Annotated in this window: 20 protein-coding genes; 18 read left to right on the forward strand and 2 right to left on the reverse strand. The window is 68.3% G+C overall.

Features of this window, described 5'->3' with window-relative positions:
• Positions 1-141 precede the first annotated feature (141 nt).
• The 6 genes from purC (at position 142) to ACRDNQ_RS04250 (ending at position 8,191) form a co-directional block, all read left to right on the forward strand.
• The gene (gene purC / locus ACRDNQ_RS04225) at positions 142-903 is read left to right on the forward strand and encodes a phosphoribosylaminoimidazolesuccinocarboxamide synthase (protein WP_431827381.1); all 762 of its coding nucleotides are present in this window, start codon (positions 142-144) and stop codon (positions 901-903) included.
• A gap of 18 nt (positions 904-921) precedes the next feature.
• Positions 922-1,155: a phosphoribosylformylglycinamidine synthase subunit PurS gene (gene purS, locus ACRDNQ_RS04230; protein ID WP_431827382.1), complete on the forward strand. Its 234-nt coding sequence runs from the start codon at positions 922-924 to the stop codon at positions 1,153-1,155.
• A gap of 60 nt (positions 1,156-1,215) precedes the next feature.
• Positions 1,216-1,884: a phosphoribosylformylglycinamidine synthase subunit PurQ gene (gene purQ, locus ACRDNQ_RS04235; protein WP_431827383.1), complete on the forward strand. Its 669-nt coding sequence runs from the start codon at positions 1,216-1,218 to the stop codon at positions 1,882-1,884.
• Between the two features lie 31 nt (positions 1,885-1,915).
• A complete protein-coding gene (locus ACRDNQ_RS04240) occupies positions 1,916-3,667 on the forward strand; it encodes a sensor histidine kinase (protein ID WP_431827384.1) in 1,752 nt (583 codons plus the stop codon).
• A gap of 4 nt (positions 3,668-3,671) precedes the next feature.
• Positions 3,672-5,003: a sigma-54-dependent transcriptional regulator gene (locus ACRDNQ_RS04245; protein ID WP_431827385.1), complete on the forward strand. Its 1,332-nt coding sequence runs from the start codon at positions 3,672-3,674 to the stop codon at positions 5,001-5,003.
• Between the two features lie 455 nt (positions 5,004-5,458).
• The gene (locus ACRDNQ_RS04250) at positions 5,459-8,191 is read left to right on the forward strand and encodes an Rne/Rng family ribonuclease (protein WP_431827386.1); all 2,733 of its coding nucleotides are present in this window, start codon (positions 5,459-5,461) and stop codon (positions 8,189-8,191) included.
• An 81-nt stretch (positions 8,192-8,272) separates the two neighbouring features.
• Here ACRDNQ_RS04250 and ACRDNQ_RS04255 read toward each other — a convergent pair whose 3' ends face one another.
• Positions 8,273-8,503 carry a sulfurtransferase TusA family protein gene (locus ACRDNQ_RS04255; RefSeq protein WP_431827845.1) on the reverse strand — a complete coding sequence of 77 codons (231 nt, stop codon included), beginning with the start codon at positions 8,501-8,503 and terminating at the stop codon, positions 8,273-8,275.
• A gap of 118 nt (positions 8,504-8,621) precedes the next feature.
• Between ACRDNQ_RS04255 and ACRDNQ_RS04260 the strand changes: the two genes are divergently transcribed.
• From ACRDNQ_RS04260 to ACRDNQ_RS04270, 3 genes are all read left to right on the forward strand, one after another.
• Positions 8,622-9,374, forward strand: a complete 753-nt coding sequence (locus tag ACRDNQ_RS04260; protein WP_431827387.1) for a cytochrome c biogenesis CcdA family protein — start codon at positions 8,622-8,624, stop codon at positions 9,372-9,374.
• An 82-nt stretch (positions 9,375-9,456) separates the two neighbouring features.
• Positions 9,457-10,710: a hypothetical protein gene (locus tag ACRDNQ_RS04265; RefSeq protein WP_431827388.1), complete on the forward strand. Its 1,254-nt coding sequence runs from the start codon at positions 9,457-9,459 to the stop codon at positions 10,708-10,710.
• On the forward strand, positions 10,707-12,116 hold the full coding sequence (locus ACRDNQ_RS04270; protein ID WP_431827389.1) for a cytochrome P450: 1,410 nt from the start codon (positions 10,707-10,709) through the stop codon (positions 12,114-12,116). Before ACRDNQ_RS04265 ends, ACRDNQ_RS04270 begins: the two co-directional genes overlap by 4 nt.
• Here the strand turns inward: ACRDNQ_RS04270 and ACRDNQ_RS04275 are convergent.
• A complete protein-coding gene (locus tag ACRDNQ_RS04275) occupies positions 12,113-12,466 on the reverse strand; it encodes a DUF4345 family protein (protein ID WP_431827390.1) in 354 nt (117 codons plus the stop codon). The two genes, ACRDNQ_RS04270 and ACRDNQ_RS04275, sit on opposite strands and share 4 nt — an antisense overlap.
• Positions 12,467-12,676: 210 nt before the next feature.
• On the opposite strand from ACRDNQ_RS04275, the gene acuI reads away from it, so the two are divergent.
• From acuI to ACRDNQ_RS04320, 9 genes are all read left to right on the forward strand, one after another.
• Positions 12,677-13,669, forward strand: coding sequence for an acryloyl-CoA reductase (gene acuI, locus ACRDNQ_RS04280; RefSeq protein ID WP_431827391.1), 993 nt, complete (start codon positions 12,677-12,679; stop codon positions 13,667-13,669).
• Entirely contained in the window at positions 13,666-14,892 is a 1,227-nt protein-coding gene (locus ACRDNQ_RS04285; protein WP_431827392.1) for an aminotransferase class V-fold PLP-dependent enzyme, read from the forward strand. The genes acuI and ACRDNQ_RS04285 overlap by 4 nt, the downstream gene beginning before the upstream one ends.
• Positions 14,893-14,934: 42 nt before the next feature.
• Positions 14,935-16,356, forward strand: a complete 1,422-nt coding sequence (locus ACRDNQ_RS04290; RefSeq protein ID WP_431827393.1) for a cryptochrome/photolyase family protein — start codon at positions 14,935-14,937, stop codon at positions 16,354-16,356.
• Positions 16,357-16,471: 115 nt separating this feature from the next.
• The gene (locus ACRDNQ_RS04295) at positions 16,472-17,680 is read left to right on the forward strand and encodes a class I SAM-dependent methyltransferase (RefSeq protein ID WP_431827394.1); all 1,209 of its coding nucleotides are present in this window, start codon (positions 16,472-16,474) and stop codon (positions 17,678-17,680) included.
• A gap of 3 nt (positions 17,681-17,683) precedes the next feature.
• The gene (locus ACRDNQ_RS04300; RefSeq protein ID WP_431827395.1) at positions 17,684-18,124 is read left to right on the forward strand and encodes a TrgA family protein; all 441 of its coding nucleotides are present in this window, start codon (positions 17,684-17,686) and stop codon (positions 18,122-18,124) included.
• The gene (locus ACRDNQ_RS04305) at positions 18,121-19,248 is read left to right on the forward strand and encodes a gamma-glutamylcyclotransferase (protein WP_431827396.1); all 1,128 of its coding nucleotides are present in this window, start codon (positions 18,121-18,123) and stop codon (positions 19,246-19,248) included. The genes ACRDNQ_RS04300 and ACRDNQ_RS04305 overlap by 4 nt, the downstream gene beginning before the upstream one ends.
• Positions 19,249-19,307: 59 nt before the next feature.
• Positions 19,308-20,339: a cysteine synthase A gene (locus ACRDNQ_RS04310; RefSeq protein WP_431827397.1), complete on the forward strand. Its 1,032-nt coding sequence runs from the start codon at positions 19,308-19,310 to the stop codon at positions 20,337-20,339.
• A complete protein-coding gene (locus ACRDNQ_RS04315; protein WP_431827398.1) occupies positions 20,339-22,774 on the forward strand; it encodes a DUF3772 domain-containing protein in 2,436 nt (811 codons plus the stop codon). The genes ACRDNQ_RS04310 and ACRDNQ_RS04315 overlap by 1 nt, the downstream gene beginning before the upstream one ends.
• Positions 22,771-23,496: an alanyl-tRNA editing protein gene (locus tag ACRDNQ_RS04320; protein WP_431827399.1), complete on the forward strand. Its 726-nt coding sequence runs from the start codon at positions 22,771-22,773 to the stop codon at positions 23,494-23,496. Before ACRDNQ_RS04315 ends, ACRDNQ_RS04320 begins: the two co-directional genes overlap by 4 nt.
• The last annotated feature ends 32 nt before the right edge of the window (positions 23,497-23,528 follow it).

Genomic DNA, 23,528 nt, shown 5'->3' on the forward strand with positions numbered 1-23,528 from the left:
GCATCTGTCGTTCGTCTTCTCATATGCAGGTCCGGCCGGGGATTGCCAAGAGGGCGTCCTTGCCGCGCGGCGGGCTTTCCCTTATATCCGCGCTCAACTGGCTGGCGCGTCCTGCGCCGCCCAAGTGATTCCGGAGACATCATGGCGCGACGCAAGAAGGTCTACGAAGGCAAGGCCAAGATCCTCTATGAAGGCCCCGAGCCCGGCACGCTTGTGCAGTACTTTAAGGACGACGCCACCGCCTTCAACGCCAAGAAGAAGGACGTGATCGAGGGCAAGGGCGTGCTGAACAACCGCCTGAGCGAATTCTTCATGAAGGGCCTGCAGCAGATCGGGGTGCCCACCCACTTCATCAAGCGGCTCAACATGCGCGAGCAGCTGATCCGCTCGGTCGAGATCATCCCGCTCGAGATCATCGTGCGCAATTTCGCGGCCGGCTCGCTGTCGACGCGCCTCGGCATCGCCGAAGGCACGCCGCTGCCGCGTCCGATCGTCGAGTTCTGCCTGAAGGACGACGCCCTGGGCGATCCGCTGGTCAGCGAAGAGCACATCATCGCCTTCGGCTGGGCCAGCCAGCAGGACCTCGACGACATGGTGGCGCTTGCGCTGCGCGTGAACGACTTCCTGTCGGGCTGCTTCATGGCGGTCGGCATCAAGCTTGTGGACTTCAAGATCGAGATCGGGCGGATCTGGGACGGCGACTACCAGCGCCTGGTCGTGGCCGACGAGATCAGCCCCGACAGCTGCCGGCTGTGGGACGTCGAGACCGGCCAGAAACTGGACAAGGACGTGTTCCGCCGCGACCTTGGCAATCTTGTGGACGCCTATACCGAGGTGGCCCGCAGGCTTGGCGTCTTGCCGACGAACGTCACCCATGCCACCAAGCCCACGCTGATCAACTGACGGGCAGGGCGAGTGACGATGAAGGCACGGGTGCAGATCATGCTGAAGGACGGCGTCCTTGACCCGCAGGGTGAGGCCGTGCGCCATGCCCTTGGCACGCTTGGATTTTCCGGGGTCGAGGGCGTCCGGCAGGGCAAGGTGATCGAGCTTGACCTCGCCCCTGGCACGACCGAGGTCACGGTCAGGGACATGTGCGAGAAGCTTCTCGCCAATACCGTGATCGAAAGCTACCGGGTGGAGATGCTGGGGTGATGGCCCCGGTCCCGGGGCTTGTCGCCCTGTCGCGTTCCCCGCTGTAAGAGGACCCCGCCGATGAAAGCCGCCGTTCTGGTCTTTCCCGGATCGAACTGTGACCGCGACCTTGCCGTGGCCTTCCGCAATGCCGGCTTCTCGGTCGAGATGGTCTGGCACAAGGACAGCACGCTGCCCGGGGGCGTCGACGTGGTGGGGGTGCCGGGCGGGTTTTCCTTCGGCGATTACCTGCGCTGCGGGGCGATCGCGGCGCGTTCGCCCGTGACGGCGGCGCTGCGCGCGCATGTCGACCGCGGCGGCTATGCCCTTGGCATCTGCAACGGCTTTCAGGTGCTGGTCGAGACCGGGATTCTCCCCGGTGCGCTGATGCGGAACGCCGGCCTGAAATTCATCTGCAAACCCGTCGATCTGACGGTGGAAACCGCGAACAGCGCCTTCACCTCGGGCTACCAGGCCGGGCAGCGAGTCGTGTTCCCGGTCGCCCACCACGATGGCAACTACACCGCGGACGCGGACATTCTTGCCCGGCTCGAGGGCGGGGACCGCGTGGCCTTCCGCTATGGGCAGGACATCAACGGGTCCGTTGGGCGGATCGCGGGAATCCTGTCGGAAAACCGCCGCGTTCTTGGCCTGATGCCGCATCCCGAGCGCGCGGCGGACCCCGGGCTTGGCCTGACCGACGGCGTGGCGCTTTTCCGGTCGCTGGCCGGCGCGCTTGTCGCCGCTTGAGCGGGGGCGCGCCAGAGCCTACATTCGCACCATGAGTGCAAAGACCGAGCCGCGATCAGGCGCCCCGGCCACCTGGCGTGTCCGGATGGTGATGCTTGCGTTCATCACGCTTGCGGTGACGGTCGTCTGGATCACCAACAACCTGCTGACGCAGCGCTTCACCGAAAGCACGCGCAACCGCGCCGAGGTGCGGCTGGCGCTTTACTCGGGCAACCTGCTGAGCGAATTGCAGCGCAACTCGGTCGTGCCGTTGCTGCTGTCGCGCGACCCGGCGCTGATCGGGGCGCTGACCTCGGCCGATTTCTCGCAATCCTCGCAGCGCCTGATCTCGTACCGCGAGGAAATCGGCGCCGCCTCCTTCAAGCTTCTCGACATCGACGGGCGCACGGTGGCGGCGACCGACCGCAGCGAGCTTGGCACGATTTTCCGCACCGAGCCCTTCTTCGTCGAGGCGCTGCGTTCGAACGACACCGTCTTCACGACCGCGCAGAAGCAGACCGGCGCCTTCGAATTCGCCTATTCCCGCCGGGTGCAGGACAACGGCCGCCTGATCGGCGTCGTCGTCGTCACCGTGGACCTTCAGAAGTTCGAATTCAGCTGGGCAGGCTTTTCCGACGCGGTGATGGTCACCGACAGCGAGGGCCGCATCATCCTGTCGACCGAAAGTCGCTGGCGCGGCCTGACGGAGACCGAAGCGCTGGCGGCGCGCTCGGCCCCGTCGGCGATCCAGCGCGCGGTTCGCGCGACCGCCGACTGGACGGCGATTCCCGCCGACGCCTATGTCCTGGGCGAAGCGGTGATGCGGCAGGAAGCGCGGATCGGTTTCCAGGGCTGGCGCATGACCAGCTTCACCACCTATGCCGGCGTGCGCGAGCGGGTGAACGGGGTGATCGCGCTCGAGATCATGGGGTTCGCGATTCTTCTTGCGCTGGCGTTCTTCTTCGTCAGCCGCCGCGCGACCACGCGGCTGCGCTTCTCGATGCGCGAGTCGGCGGAACTTCGCCAGCTGAACGCGGCGCTGCAGCGGGAAATCGCCGAACGGGAACGTGCCGAACGCCATCTGGAAGTGGCCGAACAGACCCTTCAGCAAAGCTCGAAACTGGCGGCGCTGGGCGAGATGTCAGCCGCCGTCAGCCACGAACTGAACCAGCCGCTGGCGGCGATGAAGACCTATCTTGCCGGCGCCAAGCTGCTTCTCCAGCGCAAGCGCCCGGACGAGGCGCTGTCGTCCTTCCAGCGCATCGACGACCTGATCGAGCGCATGGGCGCGATCACCCGGCAACTGAAGAGCTACGCGCGCAAGGGCGGCGAGGCCTTCGAGGCGCTGGACGTCAAGACCTGTGTTTCCGCGGCCCTGGCGATGATGGAGCCGCAATTGCGCCGCCGCAACATCGCCATCGTGCGCAACATCCCGCGCGAGCCGGTGATGGTCGAAGCCGACCGCGTGCGGCTGGAGCAGGTGCTGATCAACCTCCTGCGCAACGCGCTTGACGCCACCAAGACCGTCGCCAAGCCCGAGATCGTGATCACCGTCTCGACCGGCGACACGGTCGTCATCTCGGTGCGCGACAACGGCAGCGGGATCGAGGACCTCGAGCGGCTGTTCGAGCCGTTCTACACCACCAAGGCCCCCGGCGATGGCGTGGGTCTGGGGCTTGCCATTTCCTCGGGCATCGTGAACGACCTTGGCGGCCGGCTGACGGCGCGCAACGGACGCGAGGGTGGCGCCGTCTTCGAAGTCCGCCTCCCGGCGCTGGGGCGGAAGATGGAAGCTGCGGAGTAGAGCGATGGCCCAGGCAATGAAGATCGCGATCGTCGACGACGAACAGGACATGCGGCAGTCGATCAGCCAGTGGCTGGCGCTGTCGGGCTTCGACACGGAAACCTACGCCAGCGCCGAGGACGCGCTGAAGACCGTGGGCGCCGATTACCCCGGCGTCGTGGTCAGCGACATCAAGATGCCGGGCATGGACGGCATGACCTTCCTCAAGCGGCTGATGAGCGTCGACAGCGCGCTGCCGGTCATCATGATCACCGGCCATGGCGACGTACCGATGGCGGTCGAGGCGATGCGGGTCGGCGCCTTCGACTTTCTCGAAAAGCCGTTCAACCCCGATCGCATGACCGAGCTTGCCAAGAAGGCCACGAATTCGCGGCGCCTCACGCTCGACAGCCGGGCGCTTCGGCGCGAGCTGTCGGACGGCAGCGGGATGATGAAGAAGCTGATCGGCACCTCGCCGGTGATGGAGCGCCTGCGCGAGGACATCCTCGATCTGGGCCAGGCCGAAGGGCACGTGCTGATCGACGGCGAAACCGGCACCGGCAAGACGCTTGTCGCGCACGCGCTGCATTCGGTGGGCGCGAAGGCCGGGCGGAAGTTCGTGATCTTCTCGTGTGCGGGGCAGGACGAGCTGCGCCTCGCCCGCCGCATCTTCGGCCCGATGGACGACGGCAGCCAGATTCCGCTTATCGAAGAGGCGCGCGGCGGCACGCTGGTGCTCGAGGATGTCGATGCCCTGCCGCCCTCGGTGCAGGCCCGGCTTCTGGCATGGATGAACGAGCAGGGCACGCCGGCCGAAACGCGCATAGTCGCGATTTCGAACCTGCAGGAGCAGGGCAAGACCTGCGAGGACGTGCTGCGCCCCGATCTTTACTATCGGCTCGCGGCGATGAAGATCACGCTGCCGCCGCTGCGTACGCGCGGCGAGGACATCCTGACACTGTTCACCCGTCTGGCCGAACAGTTCGCCGAGGAATACGGCTGCGACGCGCCGGAGCTTTCGGCGCAGGAGGCGGCCGAGCTTCTGCAGGCGCCCTGGCCGGGCAACATCCGACAGTTGCAGAACCTTGCCGAGCGCGCGGTGCTGCAGGCGCGCCGGGGCACCGGCACGATCACCTCGCTTCTGATGGCCGATACCGACACCGCGCAGCCCGCAATGACGACCGAGGGCAAGCCGCTCAAGGAATATGTCGAGGCCTTCGAGCGGATGCTGATCGACAACACCATGCGGCGCCACAAGGGCTCGATCGTCGCGGTGATGGACGAGCTGTGCCTGCCGCGTCGCACACTGAACGAGAAGATGGCGAAGTACGGCCTGACCCGCTCGGACTATCTGTGACCCCGCCCGTGTCCCGTGCGCCGCGCGGGGCGACGGTGGGGGGGACGGTGGGGCAGGGGCGGAAAGAATTCCGATTGTAATCGCCCTGACATGCCCCTTATGGTGCGGGGACGGGCCGCGGGGGCTACATGGCCCCCCTGCGCCCCGGGTGTTTTTCTGACACCGACCGCCGCTTCGCCCGTTGGCGGGGCCCGTCGGGATCAGACCGATCGGCCGGAAGGCCCCCGAATTGCCCGGCCGGCCGTAACGCTGCCGGGCCTTGAACGGGCGCTGGACTCCCAGCGCCGGAGAAGAACCGCGATGGCGCGAGCAAGGACCGTCGGACGAGGATCGAGCCCCACCCGGGCCGCCCGTTCCGGCATCGTCGCGCGACCAGTCGCCCAGACCAGCCACCGCATCGCCTCTGGCGCGCCTCCCGGCGCGCTCGGGGCCGATCCGCGGTGCCGAGAGACCCTATGGCAAAGAAAATGCTCATCGACGCCACCCACGCGGAAGAGACCCGCGTGGTGGTGGTGGACGGAAACAAGGTCGAGGAATTCGACTTTGAATCGGAAAACAAGCGCCAGCTAGCCGGCAACATCTATCTCGCCAAGATCACGCGCGTCGAACCGTCGCTTCAGGCGGCCTTCGTCGACTATGGCGGAAACCGCCACGGCTTCCTGGCGTTCTCGGAAATCCATCCCGACTACTACCAGATCCCGGTCGCCGACCGCGAGGCGCTTCTGGCCGAGGAAGCCGCCTATGACGAGGCGATGGACGAGGAAGAGCGGGGCGAGAAGAAATCCCGCAACCGTTCACGCGGGCGCAACCGGTCGCGTGGACGGCCGCAGGCGGAAAAGGCCCAGACCGGCGACATCGTCGAGGTGGCGGACCTGACCGGCGACGAGGGCGGCGACGCGGCCTCGGACAAGTCGCGCAACATCCCCGGAATGGATGTCGTCGACCTTCACGAGCACTTCGAGGACGAAGGCAGTTCGCCCGTCGACCGCGTGGCCGACACCCCGGTCGAGACGCCCGCCTCGGACGAAGACGCAGCCATCGCCCCCGAGACCGACGACGACGCCGCGGTCGAAGCCGAAGACGAGGGCGTCTTCCGCGCGATGGATAGCGCGTCGGACCGCGACTCGGAAATCGAGTCGGTCGCCGAGGAAGACGATACCGAGGATCTGCGCGCCCCGCGCCGTCCACGCCCGCGCAAGTACAAGATCCAGGAAGTGATCAAGGTCCGGCAGATCATGCTGGTCCAGGTCGTCAAGGAAGAGCGCGGCAACAAGGGCGCGGCGCTGACGACCTATCTCAGCCTTGCGGGCCGCTATTGCGTGCTCATGCCCAACACAGCGCGTGGCGGCGGGATCAGCCGCAAGATCACCAATGCCGTCGACCGCAAGAAGTTGAAGGAAATCGCTTCGGAAATCGACGTGCCGCGCGGCGCGGGCCTGATCGTGCGCACGGCCGGCGCCAAGCGCACCAAGACCGAGATCAAGCGCGACTACGAATACCTGCTGCGGCTGTGGGAGCAGATCCGCGAACTGACGCTGCGCTCGATCGCGCCGGCGAAGATCTACGAGGAAGGCAACCTCATCAAGCGGTCGATCCGCGACCTTTACAACAAGGACATCGACGAGGTGCTGGTCGAGGGCGACCTCGGCTACCGGACGGCCAAGGACTTCATGAAGATGATCATGCCGTCCCACGCCAAGAACGTGAAGCACTACAGCGAAGGGATGCCGCTCTTCGCGCGCTACCAGGTGGAAAGCTACCTGTCGTCGATGTTCAACCCGGTCGTGCAGTTGCGGTCGGGCGGCTACATCGTGATCGGCGTGACCGAGGCGCTGGTGGCCATCGACATCAACTCGGGCAAGGCGACGAAGAAGGGCTCGATCGAGGAAACCGCGCTCGAAACCAACCTCGAAGCGGCCGAAGAGATCGCGCGCCAGTTGCGTCTGCGCGACCTTGCCGGCCTGATCGTCATCGACTTCATCGACATGGAAGAGCGCAAGAACAACGCCGCCGTCGAGAAGCGCCTGAAAGACAAGCTCAAGACCGACCGCGCGCGCATCCAGGTGGGCCGGATTTCGGGCTTCGGCCTTCTCGAGATGAGCCGCCAGCGTCTGCGCCCCGGCATGCTCGAGGCCACGACGCAACCGTGCCCGCACTGCCACGGCACCGGGTTGCTGCGGTCCGACGACAGCCTTGGCCTGACGATCCTGCGCCAGCTTGAAGAAGAGGGCGTGCGCAAGCGGTCGCGCGAGGTGCTGCTCAAGGCGCCGGTCGGCATCGTCAACTTTCTGATGAACCAGAAGCGCGACCACGTCGCCCAGATCGAGGCGCGCTATGGCATGTCGGTCCGCATCGAGGCTGATCCGCACCTGATCAGCCCCGACTACACGATCGAGAAGTTCAAGACCGCGACCCGCGTGGTCGAAGTCGCGGCGCCTGTGGTGTCGGTCGACGACAAGCTGATGCCCGAGATGGACGAGGAGGACGAGGTCGACGTCGAGGTCGACGCCGACGAGGTCGACGCCGACGAGACGCGGGACGCGTCCGCCGCCGAGCAGCAGCCCGCGCGCAAGAAGCGCCGCCGCCGGCGTCGCCGGAAGGGCGGCGGAAACGGCAACGGACAGGGCACAGAGCAACACACCGCAATGCCCGAGGACGCGGCCGAAGACGCGGCAGAGGCCAAGGGCGCGGACATGGCCGGCGCCGAGGCGGCCGAAGACGTGCCGTCCGCGGCGGTGTCCGAACCGTCCGCGGCGGACGACGGCGACGGGCCGGCCCCGAAGGAAAAGCGCCGCACCCGCACCCGCAGCCGCAAGCCGAAGGCGGCCGATGCCGCCGATGCGGCCGAGGCCGCACCCAAGCCTGCGAGCACGCCCGAGCCCGTGGCCGAAGCCGCGCCCGAGCCGGCGGCAGACGCCGCGGCCGAACCCGCGGCCAAGCCCAAGCGCGCCCCGCGCGCCCGCAAGCCGGCCGCGAAGGCTGTGGCCGAAGACGCCGCCTCGGCCGAGGTGGCGGCGCCCGCCGCGCCCGAGCACGCAGCCGCCACCGAGTCTAAGGCCGAGCCTGCCCCTGAGCCCGCCCCCGAGGCGACGCCCAAGCCGCAGCCTGCCGCCACGGACGCGCCCGAGCCTGCCGAGGCGGGTGAGCCCAAGCCCAAGCGCCGGGGCTGGTGGTCGGTCGGGCGCTGACACGACTCGCGGGCCGGGCGGCCATTGGCCGCCCGACGCCTGACCCGGCCGGCGACCCGACGGGTCGGTCCTGCCGGGCCCTCAGACCTTGCGGATGAAATAGCTGGTGGCCGCGCCGTCCTCGCCGGTGGCGGCCACCAGTTCGTGTCCGCTGTCGCGGCAGAAATGCGGCACGTCGACCACCGCGGCGGGGTCGTCGGCGCGAAGCCGCAGCACTTCGCCGGGCGCCATCGCGCGCAGGCGCTTCGCCGCCTTCAGCACCGGAAGCGGGCACAAAAGCCCCAGCGCGTCGATGTCGTGGTCGAACTCCATGGCGGGCGCATAGGCGCGATGTTTCACCTTGTCCACCGAGATGTGAGCGAAGCGGAGCAACCGGGGGCGTGACCTTGCCGCCGGCCTCGCCTATCACGGGGAAAAAGGGGACGAGCGCATGTTCGGGTTCGACATCTTCGACGCCAGCCTTCTGCCCGCGCTGCTGATCGCGGCCAGCGCCGGGGTACTGTCGTTTCTCAGCCCCTGCGTCCTGCCGATCGTGCCACCCTATCTTGCCTACATGGGCGGCATCTCGGTCAGCGAGATGGAGGGCCAGGCCTCGGCCCGCCGCCGCGTCGTCACATCGGCGCTATTCTTCGTCCTGGGCCTGTCGACGGTGTTCCTGTTCCTTGGCTTCACCGCCTCGGCCTTCGGACGGTTCTTCCTGTCGAACCAGGACTGGTTCATCACCGTGGCCGGCCTTGTGATCATGGTCTTCGGCGCGCATTTCATCGGCGTCTACCGGATCGGGTTCCTCGACCGCGAGGTCCGCATGGACGCCGGCGACCGGGGCGGGTCGGCCTTCGGCGCCTACGTTCTGGGGCTGGCCTTCGCCTTCGGCTGGACGCCCTGCATCGGCCCGATCCTGGGGTCGATCCTGTCGATCGCCGCCTCCGAGGCGGATGTGGCGCGCGGCACGATGCTGCTGGCGGCCTATGCGCTGGGTCTTGGCCTTCCCTTCCTGCTGGTCGCGGCGTTCTTCCCGCGCCTGACCGGCCTCATGTCGTGGATGAAGCGCCACATGGAGCGGATCGAGAAGGTGATGGGCCTTCTTCTGTGGACGGTTGGCCTGCTGATGCTGACCGGCAAGTTCACCGATTTCGCCTGGTGGCTGAACGAACGCTTTCCGGCGCTTCAGGCCTTCGGGTGACGGCGGAAGCCGAAGACTTCGAGTCGAATCCTTCGCAACGAGCGGCTTATTTTCGCCCAAATCCTGCGGTAGATTCGCCATCATGACGGCGGACAGGCACGACGACGGGCCCGAACCAGACGGGCAGGCCCCATCGGGGACCGGAAAGGTGATGAAGCGGCGGGTGTTCTACCTGCCGGGATACGATCCCATCCATCCGCGCCGCTACCGCGAGCTTTATCGAAGCGAGGGCGGAAAGCAGGCGAAGATCTCGGGCTACCGGATCGCGCAGAAGGCCGCGCAGGGCGACCGCTTCGGCTGGATGGTGCGGGGCCAGACCGGCCGCGACGTGACCGTGGCGAAGATCGAGGTGCTGCTGTGGTCCGACATCGTGCGCAGCTCGATGGATACAGGGGTTCTTGGCACCTACCTCGCGCTTGTGCGGACCGTATGGATCTATCTGTCCACCGGCGCCTTCCGGCGGCTGACGCTGCTGGGGCGCGGGCCGGTTCTGGCCGCGCTTTACCCGGTGGTCGCCTTGCTGGTGCAGTTGGCCGTGGCGCTTGGCCTTGCCTGGGCTGCCGGCGCGCTGGTGTCGCGCTTCGTCTATCCGGGCGCCGGCTGGATCGTAGCGCTTCCGTTGGTGGTGCTGATCCTGCGGGGCTTCCGCCGCGTCGACCGCCGGCTTTTCGCCTATTACCTGATGCACGACTTCGCCTATTCGGCGCGGCTGCGCGGCGCCTATCCCCCCGAACTCGAAGCGCGCATGAAGCAGTTCGGCACGGCGATCGCCGCGGCCCTGGCCTCGGACGCAGACGAGGTGCTGGTGGTGGGGCACAGTTCGGGCGCGCATCTGGCGGTGTCGATCCTGGCCGACCTGATCCGCGCCGGCCGGGTGCCGGCGAACGGGCCGGCGCTGTCGCTTCTGACGCTGGGCGAGGTGATCCCGATGCTCAGCTTCCTGCCCGACGCCCACCGCCTGCGGCGCGACCTGCATTTCCTGTCGTTGCGGGATGAACTGACCTGGGTCGATATAACCGCGCCGGGCGATCCCTGTTCCTTCGCGCTGTGCGACCCGGTCGCGGTCTCGGGCGTGGCGGAACCCGACCGGCGCTGGCCGCTGGTCCTGTCGGCCGCCTTTTCGCAGACCCTTTCGGACGAGGCGCAGGAGGCGATGCGCTGGCGCTTCTTCCGCCGCCATTTCCAGTATCTTTGCGCCTTCGACCGGCCCAAGGACTACGACTATTTCCAGATCACCGCGGGGCCGCTGACGCTGGCCGAGCGGTTCGCGGGGCGCAAGCCCTCGATCAACCGGATTGACGTGGCCGTCTCAGGGTATACTTCCATCGCGGCATGATCCCGCCCAAGCCCGCCTCACGGCCGCGCCGGGTGCCATTCTGGCGCTATGTCCGGCTGTTCCGGCAGGACATGCTCTCGTCGCACCCCGGCCATCTCTACCGGGCCCGAATGGCCCAGTTCCGCGCGCCCTTCTTCCGCTCGGTCCTGATCAACGATCCCGCCCTGATCCGCACCGTGCTGCGTGACCGGCCGCAGGACTTTCCGAAATCGCTGCGCGTGGCTGAGGGGCTGCGCCCGCTGCTGGGCGCGTCGGTCTTCCTCACAAACGGCCCCGAATGGGAGCGTCAGCGCCGCATCATCGACCCCGCCTTCGAGGGCGGCCGCCTGCGCGACAGTCTTGGCGCGATCGAGGCCGCCGCGCGCGCGGCGGCGGACCGTCTGCGCCCCGGCACGGTCGAGATCGAGGCGGTGACGGCCCATGCCGCCGCTGACGTGATCTTCCGCACGCTCTTCTCGGTGCCGATCGACGACGCCGACGCGGCGGAGGTCTTCGCCGCGTTCCGTGCCTACCAGCGCGCGCAGCCGCTTCTGAACCTCGGCGCGTTCCTTCGCCTGCCGTCCTGGGTTCCGCGCGGGCATGGGCGCGCGGCGCGCGACGCGGCGGCGACGATCCGTCGGCGCGTGGGCGCGATGACGCAGGCGCGGATGGACGCGATCGCGGCCGGCACCGCGCCCGACGATCTTGCCACGCGGATCATGACCACGCCCGATCCCGCCGACGGCCGGACCTTCGGCGTCGACGAGATGACCGATCAGGTCGCGATCTTCTTTCTGGCCGGGCACGAAACCAGCGCTTCGGCCCTGGCGTGGGCACTTTACCTGCTGGCCTGCGATCCGGGGGCGCAGGAGCGCGTGCGCGACGAGGCGCGTGCTGCCCTGACAGCGGCCGGCGGCGCCGCGGGCGGGGCCGCGCTGCCGGCGCTTGGCTTCACACGCGACGTCCTGCGCGAAACGCTGCGCCTCTATCCCCCGGTTCCCATGATGGTGCGCGAGACGACGCGGCCCGAGACCTTTCGCGGGCGCGTCCTGGGGGCGGGCACGCAGGTCGTCGTCTCGCCCTGGCATCTTCACCGCAACGACCGGCACTGGCCCGACCCCGACGCCTTCCGCCCCGACCGCTGGCGCGACGAGGGCCAGCGCGCGGCGCAGCGCGACGCGTGGCTGCCGTTCTCTGCCGGTCGTCGGGTCTGCCCGGGGGCGGGATTCGCCATGGCCGAGGCGACGCTGATCCTGGCCCATCTTCTGACCCGCTTCCGGTTCGCCCCGGTCACGGGACGCGTGCCCGAACCGGTGGCCTTCCTGACCGTGCGGGGGCGCGACGGCATCTGGCTTGACGTCGAGGAGATCGCGCCCGGGGGCGGCACGGGACCCGGCCCCGCCGCCGCCCGGGCGCACGCCCCCTAGCCGAGGTTCAGCGTCAGGAGGAGGAACGCGATCAGGGCTTCGACGGCGAAGAACCCGTGGGTGCGCCGGGTTGGCGCGGGATCGGCCACGATCGAGGTCAGGCGCCCGACGGCGGCGCCGGCCCAGGCGAAGCCCAGCATGGCATAGGCGAAGGGCTGGTCGAAGAAGATCGCGCCTAGTCCCAGACCGATGAAAAGCGCGCCCGAGGCCGCGCGGATCTCGGAATGTCCCATCGACGATCCCACCGGCTGAAGGTCGAGCATTGCCATCGTCCGGCGCGGGGCCAGCCAGCCGACCGCGCCAAGCCCGATCGACACCAGCGCCAGCACTATGTTCACCACCTCGATCATGTCAATTTATCCTGACAGTATTGTTGTCTAATTCATAATACGCGCGACGCAACGGTTCGGTTCACCGCAACCGTGCAAAAAATCCTCAGCACGATGAGGGCCGACCCCGCGCGTTGCCATCGGCGCGGCGGGGCAGGGGTTGACGCGGCAGGGTCAGGGATGTGACGTGCGCCGGAGATCAAAGACCTGCAAGACAGAAGGAGCGAGGCCATGTTCAAAGCGCTGATCGTCGAGAAGGAGGGGGACGGCCCTGCGGTCGCGCGTGTGGCCGAGCTGGCCGAGGATCGGCTGCCGTCGGGGAACGTCACGGTCGCGGTCGAGTATTCGACCCTGAACTACAAGGACGGCCTTTGCCTTTCGGCCGCGGGCGGCGGGCTTGTGCGCACCTATCCCCATGTGCCGGGGATCGACTTCGCCGGCACGGTCGAGGCCAGCGAGGACGCGCGGTACGCCCCCGGCGACAGGGTCGTGCTGACCGGCTGGCGCGTGGGCGAGGTGCACTGGGGCGGTTACGCGCAGAAGGCGCGGGTCAAGGCCGACTGGCTGGTGCCGTTGCCTGATGGCCTCTCGACGCGACAGGCGATGGCGGTCGGCACGGCGGGCCTGACGGCGATGCTGGCGGTGATGGCGCTTGAGGATCACGGCCTCACGCCCGACAAGGGCGACGTGCTGGTGACCGGGGCCGCGGGCGGCGTCGGCTCGGTCGCGACGGCGCTTCTGGCGCATCTGGGCTATGCGGTGGCAGCCGTGACCGGCCGGCCCGAGACCGAAGTCTACCTGCGTGACCTTGGCGCGGACCGGATCGTGCCCCGGGCCGACCTGGCCGAGACGGTGAAACGCCCGCTCGAGTCCGAGACCTGGGCCGGCTGCGTCGACGCGGTGGGCGGCGCGATGCTGGCGCGTGTTCTGGGTCAGATGCGCTATGGCGCCTCGGTCGCGGTTGTTGGCCTGGCAGGGGGCGCGGCGCTGCCCACATCGGTGATCCCGTTCATCCTGCGTGGCGTGAACCTTCTGGGCATCGACAGCGTGATGCAGCCCTACGACAACCGCCTGCGCGCCTGGGACCGAATCGCCCGCGACCTGCCGATGGACAAGCTCGAGGCGATGATCCGTCCGGCCGCGCTGGCCGACCTGCCGGCGCTTGGCGCCGCCATCCTGAAGGGCGAGGTGCAGGGCCGCGTGGTCGTGGACGTCAACGCATGAGGCCACTCGACACGGACTTCGTGCGTGCCCAGTTCCCCGGTTTCGAGACGCCCGACCTGAAGGGAAAGGTGTTCCTCGAGAACGCCGGCGGCTCGTTGCCCTGCCGGCAGGTGATCGACCGGCTGACGCGCTTCTACCGCGAACGCAAGGTGCAGCCCTATGCGCTTTATGACGCGTCGCGGAAGGGTGGGGACGAGATGGACGAGGCGCGCACGCGCCTGGCCGCGATGCTGGGCGTCGAGACCGACGAGGTCAGCTTCGGCCCCTCGACCACCCAGAACACCTATGTTCTGGCGCAGGCCTTCCGCCGCCATCTGGCGCCCGGCGACGCGATCGTGGTCACGAACCAGGACCACGAGGCCAACACCGGCCCCTGGCGGCGTCTGGCGGACGACGGCATCGAGGTGCGCGAATGGCGGCTCGACCCCGAGACCGGGCATCTCGACCCCGCCGCGCTTGACTCGCTGCTTGACGACGGGGTGCGGCTGGTCTGCTTCCCGCATTGCTCGAACGTGGTGGCCGAGATCAACGACGTCGCGGCGATCACTGAGCGGGTGCATGCCGCGGGCGCGGTGGTCTGCGTGGATGGCGTCAGTTATGCGCCGCACGGTTTTCCCGACGTGGGCGCGCTTCAGGCCGACATCTATCTGTTCTCGGCATACAAGACCTATGGGCCGCACCAGGGCATCATGGTGATCCGCCGCGGCCTGGGCGAACGCCTGCCGAACCAGGGCCACTATTTCAACGCCGGAACCCTGTACAAGCGCTTCACGCCGGCCGGGCCGGACCACGCGCAGGTCGCGGCCTGCGCCGGCATGGCCGACTACGTGGATGCGCTTTACGCCCACCACGTCGGTGGCGAGGCCGCGCCGCGGGACCGGGCGGCGGCGGTGCACGACCTGATGCGCGCCCAAGAAGTTCGGCTTCTTCAGCCGCTTCTCGATCACCTTGCGGCCAGGAATTCGGCCCGGCTTCTGGGACCGACCAGCGCCGACCGGCGGGCGCCGACGGTGGCGGTGGCCCTGAACCGCCCCGCGCGGGGCGCGGCGGCGGATCTTGTCGCACGCGGGATGCTCTGTGATGGGGGCGATTTCTACGCGGTGCGCGCGCTTCAGGCGCAGGGCGTCGACCCGGACCAGGGCGTGCTGCGCATGAGTTTCGTGCATTACACCACCCAGGCCGAGGTTGACCGCCTGATCGACGCGCTAGATCAGGTTCTGTAGCTGACGCAACAAAGGCCCGGACCGCGGGCGCTTCCGGGTGGCATGTCCGACAACGCTCCGATCCTGTGGTGGGTCCGCCGGGACCTTCGTCTTTCCGACAACCCCGCGCTGACGGCGGCGGCGGCGTCCGGCCGCCCGGTCATTCCCGTCTTCCTTCTGGACGAGGTGGCCGAGACCCACGGCGCCTGCCCGAAATGGCGGCTTGGCCTGGGGGCCGAGGCGCTGGCCGCGGCGCTGGCGGCGCAGGGCTCGCGCCTGATCTTCCGGAGGGGGCCGGCCCTTGCCACGCTCAGCGCGCTTGTGGCCGAGACCGGTGCTGCCGCGGTGCACTGGTCGCGCGCCTACGATCCCCATGCGGTCCGGCGCGACACCGAGGTCAAGGCGGGCCTCAAGGCCCTCGGGATCGCCGCCGAAAGCCACGTCGGACATGTTCTTTTCGAGCCCTGGACGGTGGCGACGGGGCAGGGTGGGCCCTACCGCGTCTACACGCCCTTCTGGCGCGCGGTGAAGGACCGCGAGGTGCCGGCCCCTTTGCCCGCGCCGGGCGTCCTTGCCGCGCCTCAGGCATGGCCGGCCAGCGACGACCCCGCGGACTGGCGGCTTGACCGGGCGATGGATCGGGGGGCGGTGGTCGTGCGCCCCCATCTTGCGATCGGGGAAGCCGCGGCACAGACCCGTCTGGCGTCGTTCGTCGCCGACCGGATCGCGGACTATGCCACGGCGCGCGACCTCGTGGCCCGGAACGGCACCTCGCTTCTGTCCGAGAACCTGACCTATGGCGAGATCTCGCCGCGCCAGTGCTGGCACGCGGGCCTGCGCGCGCTGCACGAGGGACGGGCCGGGGCCGAGGTTTTCCTGAAGGAACTGGTGTGGCGCGAGTTCTCGTACCACCTTGCGTTCCACACCCCGCACATCGTCGAGGACAACTGGCGGCGCGAGTGGGATGCCTTCCCCTGGAAGACGGATCCCGACCGCCCCGACGTGCGTGCCTGGCAGCGTGGACGCACGGGGATCGAGTTCGTGGACGCGGCCATGCGCGAGATGTACGTCACCGGGCGGATGCACAACCGCGCCCGGATGATCGTTGCAAGTTATCTGACCAAGCATCTGATGACGCACTGGAAAATCGGCCTCGACTGGTTCGCCGACTGCCTGGCCGACTGGGATCCGGCCGCCAACGCGATGGGCTGGCAATGGTCGGCCGGCTCGGGGCCGGACGCCACGCCCTATTTCCGCGTCTTCAATCCGGTAAGCCAGTTGCAGAAGTTCGACCCGACCCGCGCCTATGTCGACCGCTGGATCGCGGAAGGCCGTCGTGATCCGTCGCCCGAGGCACTGTCGTATTACGATGCGATCCCCCGGTCCTGGGGGCTTTCGCCACGCGATGCCTATCCCGGCCCTGTCGTGACGCCGGAAGCCGGGCGGCAAAGGGCGCTGGAAGCCTATGGGCAGCGGGGGTTCTGAGACCGGCACAGTCAGGGCGTGGGTTTGCCGCAACGTCAGCGGGAATCCGCGCAAAACCAGTTGCTTGAGCCAAAGCGCCTGGACTAGCGTTCAGAACGACGGACGGGGAGAGGGAATGAAGGTTCTCACAACGACAGAAGGGCAGGCCAATCTGCCCCGCTATTTCTCGCAGGTCTTCGACATCGCGCGCCGGCTCAAGCGCGGTCGGCTGGACATTCACCTGCCCGACGGACGGACCTTCCGCGTCGAGGGGGCCGAAGCCGGCCCGGTGGCCGACGTGACCGTGACGAACCCCGACGTCTTCGCCCGCATGCTGCGCGAGGGCGACCTTGGCTTCTGCGACGCCTATCTGGACGGCTGGTGGACGACGCCGGACCTGATCGGGCTGATGGACCTGCTGCACGACGGCGGCACCGTCAACTACGCCTTTCCGGGCCAGCGCCTTTTTCGGGCCTACGAACGGATGCGGTTCTGGCTTCAGTCGAACTCGAAGCGGCAGGCGAAGAAGAACATCTCGTATCACTACGATCTGGGCAATGCGTTCTACGGCCTCTGGCTGGACGACACGATGACCTATTCCTCGGCGCTGTTCACCTCGGGGCAGGAAAGCCTCGAGGCGGCGCAGACCGCCAAGTACGCGCGGATGGTCGACGAGATCGGCGCCCAGCCCGGCGACCACGTTCTCGAGATCGGTTGTGGCTGGGGCGGCTTCGCGGAATACGCCGCGAAAGAGCGCGGGCTGCGCGTGACCGGGCTGACCATCTCGCGCGAGCAGCTGAAGTTCGCGCAGGAGCGTATTGAAAAGGCGGGACTTTCAGATCGGGTCGAGTTCCGCCTTCAGGACTACCGCGACGAGACCGGCACCTATGACGGCATCGCCTCGATCGAGATGTTCGAGGCCGTGGGCGAACGTTACTGGCCCACCTACTTCGCCACTCTGCGCGACCGGCTGAAGCCCGGCAAGAAGGCGGCGCTTCAGATCATCACCGTCCACGACCGCCGGTGGCACGCCTACCGCCGAAGCGTGGACTTCATCCAGAAATACATCTTCCCCGGGGGCATGCTGCCCGCGCCCAGCGTCCTGCGCGCCGAGGTCGAGAAATCCGGCCTGACCATAGCGCGGTCCTTCGAGTTTGGCGAAAGCTACAGCCAGACCCTGCGCCGCTGGCACGAGGCCTTCAACGATCGCTGGGACGAAGTCGCGCGTCTGGGCTTCGACGACCGGTTCCGCCGGATGTGGAACTTCTACCTTGCGTCTTGCGCCGCAGCCTTCCGCAGCGGTAACTGTGACGTGACCCAGATCACAGTGACAAGGCCGGGCTGAGCCATGCCGACTGCTGCGAAACTCATCGGTGCCATCGTCTTCGCGGCCCTTGCCTGGTTCGTGTCGGACCTGATCAAACCGCTTCTGCCGGAGGGCTCGCAAGTCGGGCTCATGTCCCCGGTCAACGCCTTCTTCGGCCTGATAATGGGCTGGCGGATCATGGGGCGCGGCGCCGGCAACGGCTATGTCTCGTCCTGGGGATACGGGCTGACGACGCTAGCGGCGATCGTGTTCTGGTGCCTGCTTCTGTGGTCGGGCTACGAGATGACGCGCCGCGCGATGCGGCTTTACTACGACGGCCCGATGGAAGCGCTGCAGGAGATGGCGGTGCTGATGGCCGAATATGCCCGTATCGCGATCGACCCGCAGGTGATCGGCGCGGCCGTCATCGGCGCGCTTCTGGGGGCGATGCTGACGGAGTTCTTCTCCAAGCGCTGGGCATGAACGCTTCGCAGACCCTGTTTCTTTATGGCACGCTGCGGCACCTTCCCCTTCTGACGATCGTGGCGGGCCGGCCGGTCGATCCGCGCCCGGCGCGTCTGCCCGGGCACGCGGTCTTCACCGTCGACGGGGCCGACTACCCGATCATCCGCTCGGCGCCGGGCGAGGTGGCCGAGGGGCTGATCCTGACCTGCGACGACGAGATGCGTGCCAGGCTTGATTTCTACGAGGCAGGCTTCGGATACGAACTGCGCGAGGTCACGGCCGAGACGGACGCCGGCCCCGAACGGGTCTTTGTCTATTTCGCCGTGAGCGACGGCATGCGGCCCGGACCGCGCTGGTCGCTTGCGGCCTGGGCGCGGGACTGGTCGCCCCTTGCGCTGATCGCGGCGCACGAGTCGATGGACCGCTTCGGCGATTGGGACGCGGCCGGCCTTGCCCGCCGCTGGCCGCCGATGCGGGCGCGGGCCTGGTCGCGGCTTCTGGCCGCCAATCCCGCGCCGGCCACCCTGCGCACCGACCCCGCGCCCGGCGCGGTCGAGGTGCGCGGGGTCACACGCCGCCACACCGGATTCTTCGCGCTTGACGAGCTCGAGCTTGACCATGCCACCTTCGCCGGCGGGCGCAGCGGTCCGATCCGGCGCGAGGCCTTCGTCGGGATGGATGCCGCCCTTGTCCTGCCCTACGATCCGGCGACCGACCGGGTGCTGGTGGTCGAGCAGGTGCGCACCGGGCCGATCCGGCGCGGCGACCCTCGGCCCTGGACGCTGGAGCCCGTGGCGGGGCTGGTCGACGCGGGCGAGGCGCCCGAGGACACCGCACGACGCGAGGCGATGGAAGAGGCGGGGCTTGTCTTCCGCCATCTCGAGCCGGTGCTGAAAGGCTATCCCTCGCCCGGGGCGACCACAGAATTCTACCACTGCTTCGTGGGGCTGTGCGCGCTGGACGACAGCCATGCGGGTGGCCCCGGCGGCCTTGGCCACGAGGCCGAGGACATCCGTGCCCATGTCCTGGACCGCGCGCGGGCGATGGATCTGGTGTCAACGGGCGAGGTCAACGTGATCCCGCTTGCCATGCTGCTTCTGTGGGTCGGCGCGAACCGGCACAGGCTTGCCGCGCTTCCTTGAGTTTGCCCGCCCCCGGCCCTAGACAGGCAGGGGAAGGCCGAACGACGAAGGGAACCCCGATGACGATCCGCGCTGATCTTGCCGATGCCGTGGGAAACACCCCGCTGATCCGCCTTCGCGGACCCTCCGAGGCGACGGGCTGCGAGATCCTTGGCAAGGCCGAGTTCCTGAACCCCGGGCAGTCGGTCAAGGATCGCGCCGCGCTGTACATCATCCGCGACGCCATCGCGCGCGGCGACCTCAGGCCCGGTGGCACCATCGTCGAGGGCACGGCCGGAAACACCGGCATCGGGCTTGCGCTGGTGGGGGCGTCGATGGGCTTTCGCACCGTGATCGTGATCCCGGAAACGCAGAGCCAGGAAAAGAAGGACATGTTGCGGCTTGCGGGCGCCGAACTCGTGCAGGTGCCGGCGGTGCCCTACAAGAACCCCAACAACTACGTCCGCTATTCCGAGCGTCTGGCCGCGCGCCTGGCCGAGACCGAGCCCTACGGCGCGATCTGGGCCAACCAGTTCGACAACGTCGCGAACCGCCAGGCCCATATCGAGACGACGGGGCCGGAAGTCTGGTCGCAGACCGGCGGGACGGTCGATGGCTTCATCTGCGCGGTGGGCACGGGCGGCACGCTGGCGGGCGTGGGCATGGCGCTTCAGCCGAAGGGCGTGAAGATCGGACTGGCCGATCCCGAGGGGTCGGCCATCCACGACTTCTACACCACGGGCGAGTTCAAGGCCGAGGGCACCTCGATCACCGAAGGCATCGGGCAGGGGCGCGAGACCGCGAACCTGCGGGGCTTCCGGCCCGATCTGAGCTACAAGATCCCCGATGCCGAGGCGCTGCCCATCGTCTTCGAGCTGCTGGCGGACGAGGGTCTGTGCCTCGGGGGGTCGTCGGGCATCAACGTGGCCGGCGCGATCCGCATGGCGCGCGATCTGGGGCCCGGCCACACCATCGTGACGATCCTGTGCGACTACGGCACGCGCTATCAGTCGAAGCTCTTCAATCCCGCCTTCCTGCGCGAGAAGGGGCTGCCGGTCCCGTCCTGGCTTGACGGGGCAGGGCGGATCCTGCCCGAGGTCTACGAGGGCTGATGCGGCGGCTTCTCGATCCACTTGCGTTTCTTCTGGCGGCGGTCCTGTGGATCGCGGGACCGGTCGGTCCCGGCGCCCCGCATGGCCCCTTCGGACCAGCGGCCGCGCAGGCCCAGCAGGGGCCGGATTTCGAGACCTGGCTTGCCACCGTGGGGCGGGCCGAGGACACCATCGCCCGCGGCCTTGCGTCCGATGCAGCCTTCGAGACGCTCCGGCGCGAGCTTGTCGACTGGCGGTCCCAGTTCGAAACGGCGCGCAGCGTCAACGACACGCGGGTGCGCACCGTCCAGGCCGAAATCGCGGCCCTGGGCCCGCCTCCGGCCGAGGGCGAGACCGAACCCGCAAGCGTGGCCATTCTGCGCGACACGCTCAACGCGCGGCTTGACACGCTTCTGGTGCCGCAACGCGAAGCGGACGTGGCCTTCAACCGCGCCGACGCGCTGATCCGCGAGATCGACCAGATCCTTCGGCAACGTCAGGCCGCCGAGCTTCTGGGGCGTGACCCTTCGCCCGTCCTGCCGACGAGCTGGACCCGCGCCCTGCGCGATATCGCGCGGGCCGGGGTGAGCCTGGTCAACGAAGTGCGCGCGGTCCTCGACAGTCCCGCGCAACGCGCCGGGCTGGAACAACGCCTGCCGCTGGCCATCGGGCTTCTGGTGATTGGCGGAGTGCTCATCCTTGTCGGGCGCCGCCTGGTCGAACGGGTTTCGGAGTGGCTGTCCACCCGAACCAGCGGGCCGGCGGCGCAATTGGGCGGCCTTTTCGTCTCGCTCTTCCAGATCGTCCTGCCGATGATCGGCCTTGGTGCGGTGCTTGCCTCGGGGCAGTTGACCTATGCCACCGGCTTCCTGTCGCAATCGTTGCTGGGCGCGCTGAGCGGGGCCGCGGTGACGCTGATCCTCGCGCGCTGGCTGGCCACGCGCCTTTTTCCCGCGGACGACCGGATCTATCAGTTTCTGTCGCTGTCGCACGAGGACCGCCGGATCGCCCGTTTCTACGCGACGCTGCTGGGGTTCTTCCTTGCCCTCTATCGCCTGCTCGACCGCATGGTCGAGGTCACGGGCTTCTCGGCCGAGACACAGGGTGTGCTTCAGCTTCCGCTGATCCTTGGCGCGGCCGTCGTCTTCTGGCGCACCGGCGCGCTGATGCGCCGCGCTGCCCCGGCGCCACAGGAAAGCACCGAGCCCGCGTCCGAAGCCTCGGCCCTTGGGGATGCGCGGTTCGTGGCGAGCATGCTTTGGGTGCTGAGCCAGATCCTGAACGCGGCCGCGGTGATCGCGGTCAGCGCAGCCGCGCTTGGCTATGGCAAGCTGGCAAGCTTCGCGGTCTTCCCGGTGATCGGAACGCTGGGGCTGATCGGGATCCTGGTGATCCTGCAGGGCGCCTATCGCAACCTCTACGCGCTTGTGTCCGGCACCTCGCAGGACGAGGCCGGTGCCGCGCTGCTGCCGGTGCTGGCCACCTTCGCCACAGGCATCGCCATGATCCCGCTTGTCGCGCTGGTCTGGGGGGCGCGGTGGACGGATATCGCCGACGCCTGGGAGGTGCTGCGCGACGGAATTCCGGTCGGCGGAAACCGGATCGGACTGGGCTCGGTTCTGACCATTCTCGTGGTCTTCGGGTTTGGATTCGCCGCCACCCGCCTTTTGCAGGCGACGCTTCGCTCGACCGTGCTGCCGCGCACGAAGATCGACCCGGGCGGGCGCAACGCGATCACGGCGGGCCTTGGCTATGTCGGCCTGACGCTTGCCGCCATCGCTGCGATCACCGCGGCCGGCGTCGACCTCACCGGCTTCGCGCTGGTCGCCTCGGCGTTGTCGGTCGGCATCGGTTTCGGGTTGCGTGCGATCGTCGAGAACTTCGTTTCGGGCGTCATCATGCTGATCGAAAGGCCGATCAGCGAGGGCGACTGGATCGAGGTCAACGGCCAGATGGGGATCGTCAAGAACATCTCTGTCCGATCGACCCAGATCCAGACCTTCGACCGCACCGACGTGATCGTGCCGAACAGCGATTTCGTCGCAGGGGTCGTCACCAACTGGACGCGCGGCAACACCGTCGGTCGCGTCATCGTGCCCGTGGGCGTGAGCTATGCCAGCGACAGCCGCAAGGTCGAACGCATCCTGATGGAGATCTGCGAGGCGCATCCGCTGGTCGCGATGGACCCGCCGCCGCGTGTGATCTTCCGCGAGTTCGGGGACTCGGCGCTGCACTTCGAATGCTACTGCATCCTGCGCGATGTGAACTTCAAGCTTCAGGTGCACTCCGACATCAACCACGCCATCCACGCCCGTTTCCGCGAGGAAGGGATCGAGATCCCCTTCCCGCAGACCGACCTGTGGCTGCGCAACCCCGAAACGCTGGCACCGGCCGGGCCGCAAGCCCGCGCGCGGTCCGCGAAACGCGCCCCGAAAGACAAGGATCAGACCGCATGACCGAACCGTTGTTCCGCCAGGCCTACCTGCGTGAGGCCCGCGGCCGCGTCGTCAGCCTGACAGAGGACGGCGGGATCGTCGTGGACGCGTCGGTCTTCTATCCCGCCGGCGGCGGTCAGCCCGGCGACAGCGGCTGGATCGACTGGGACGGCGGGCGCCTGCGCATCGCCACGACGGCCAAGGGCGAGGGCGGCGGGATCGTCCTTGTGCCCGAAGCCGGCGGCGACCTGCCCCCGGTCGAGGCAGAGATCCGCCAGACCCTCGACTGGGACCGGCGCCTTGCGCACATGCGGGTTCACACCGCGCTGCACCTTCTGTCGGTGGTGATCCCGCTGCCGGTCACCGGCGGGTCGATCGGCGAGGGGAAGGGGCGGCTCGACTTCGACATGCCCGAGGCGCCCGAGGATCGTGACGCGCTCGAGGCGGCATTGAACGCGCTTGTGGCCCGCGATCTTTCGGTGACCGAGGACTGGATCACCGACGATGGACTGGCGGCGAACCCGGGGCTTGTGAAGACGATGTCGGTCAAGCCGCCGATGGGCTCGGGCCGGGTCCGGCTGGTGCGCATCGGGGCAGGCGCGGACCAGATCGACCTTCAGCCCTGCGGCGGCACCCATGTCGCCCGCACCGGCGAGATCGGGCTGCTGCGGATCGGCAAGATCGAGAAGAAGGGCGCCCGCAACCGCCGCGTGAACCTGCGTCTGGAAGGCATGGCGGGCTGAGCCCGGACGGCCGCACCGCACCCCTGCACGCA

It is taken from the genome of Saliniferula longa (genome assembly GCF_050789285.1).
Taxonomy (GTDB): Bacteria; Pseudomonadota; Alphaproteobacteria; order Rhodobacterales; family Rhodobacteraceae; genus CAVPWP01.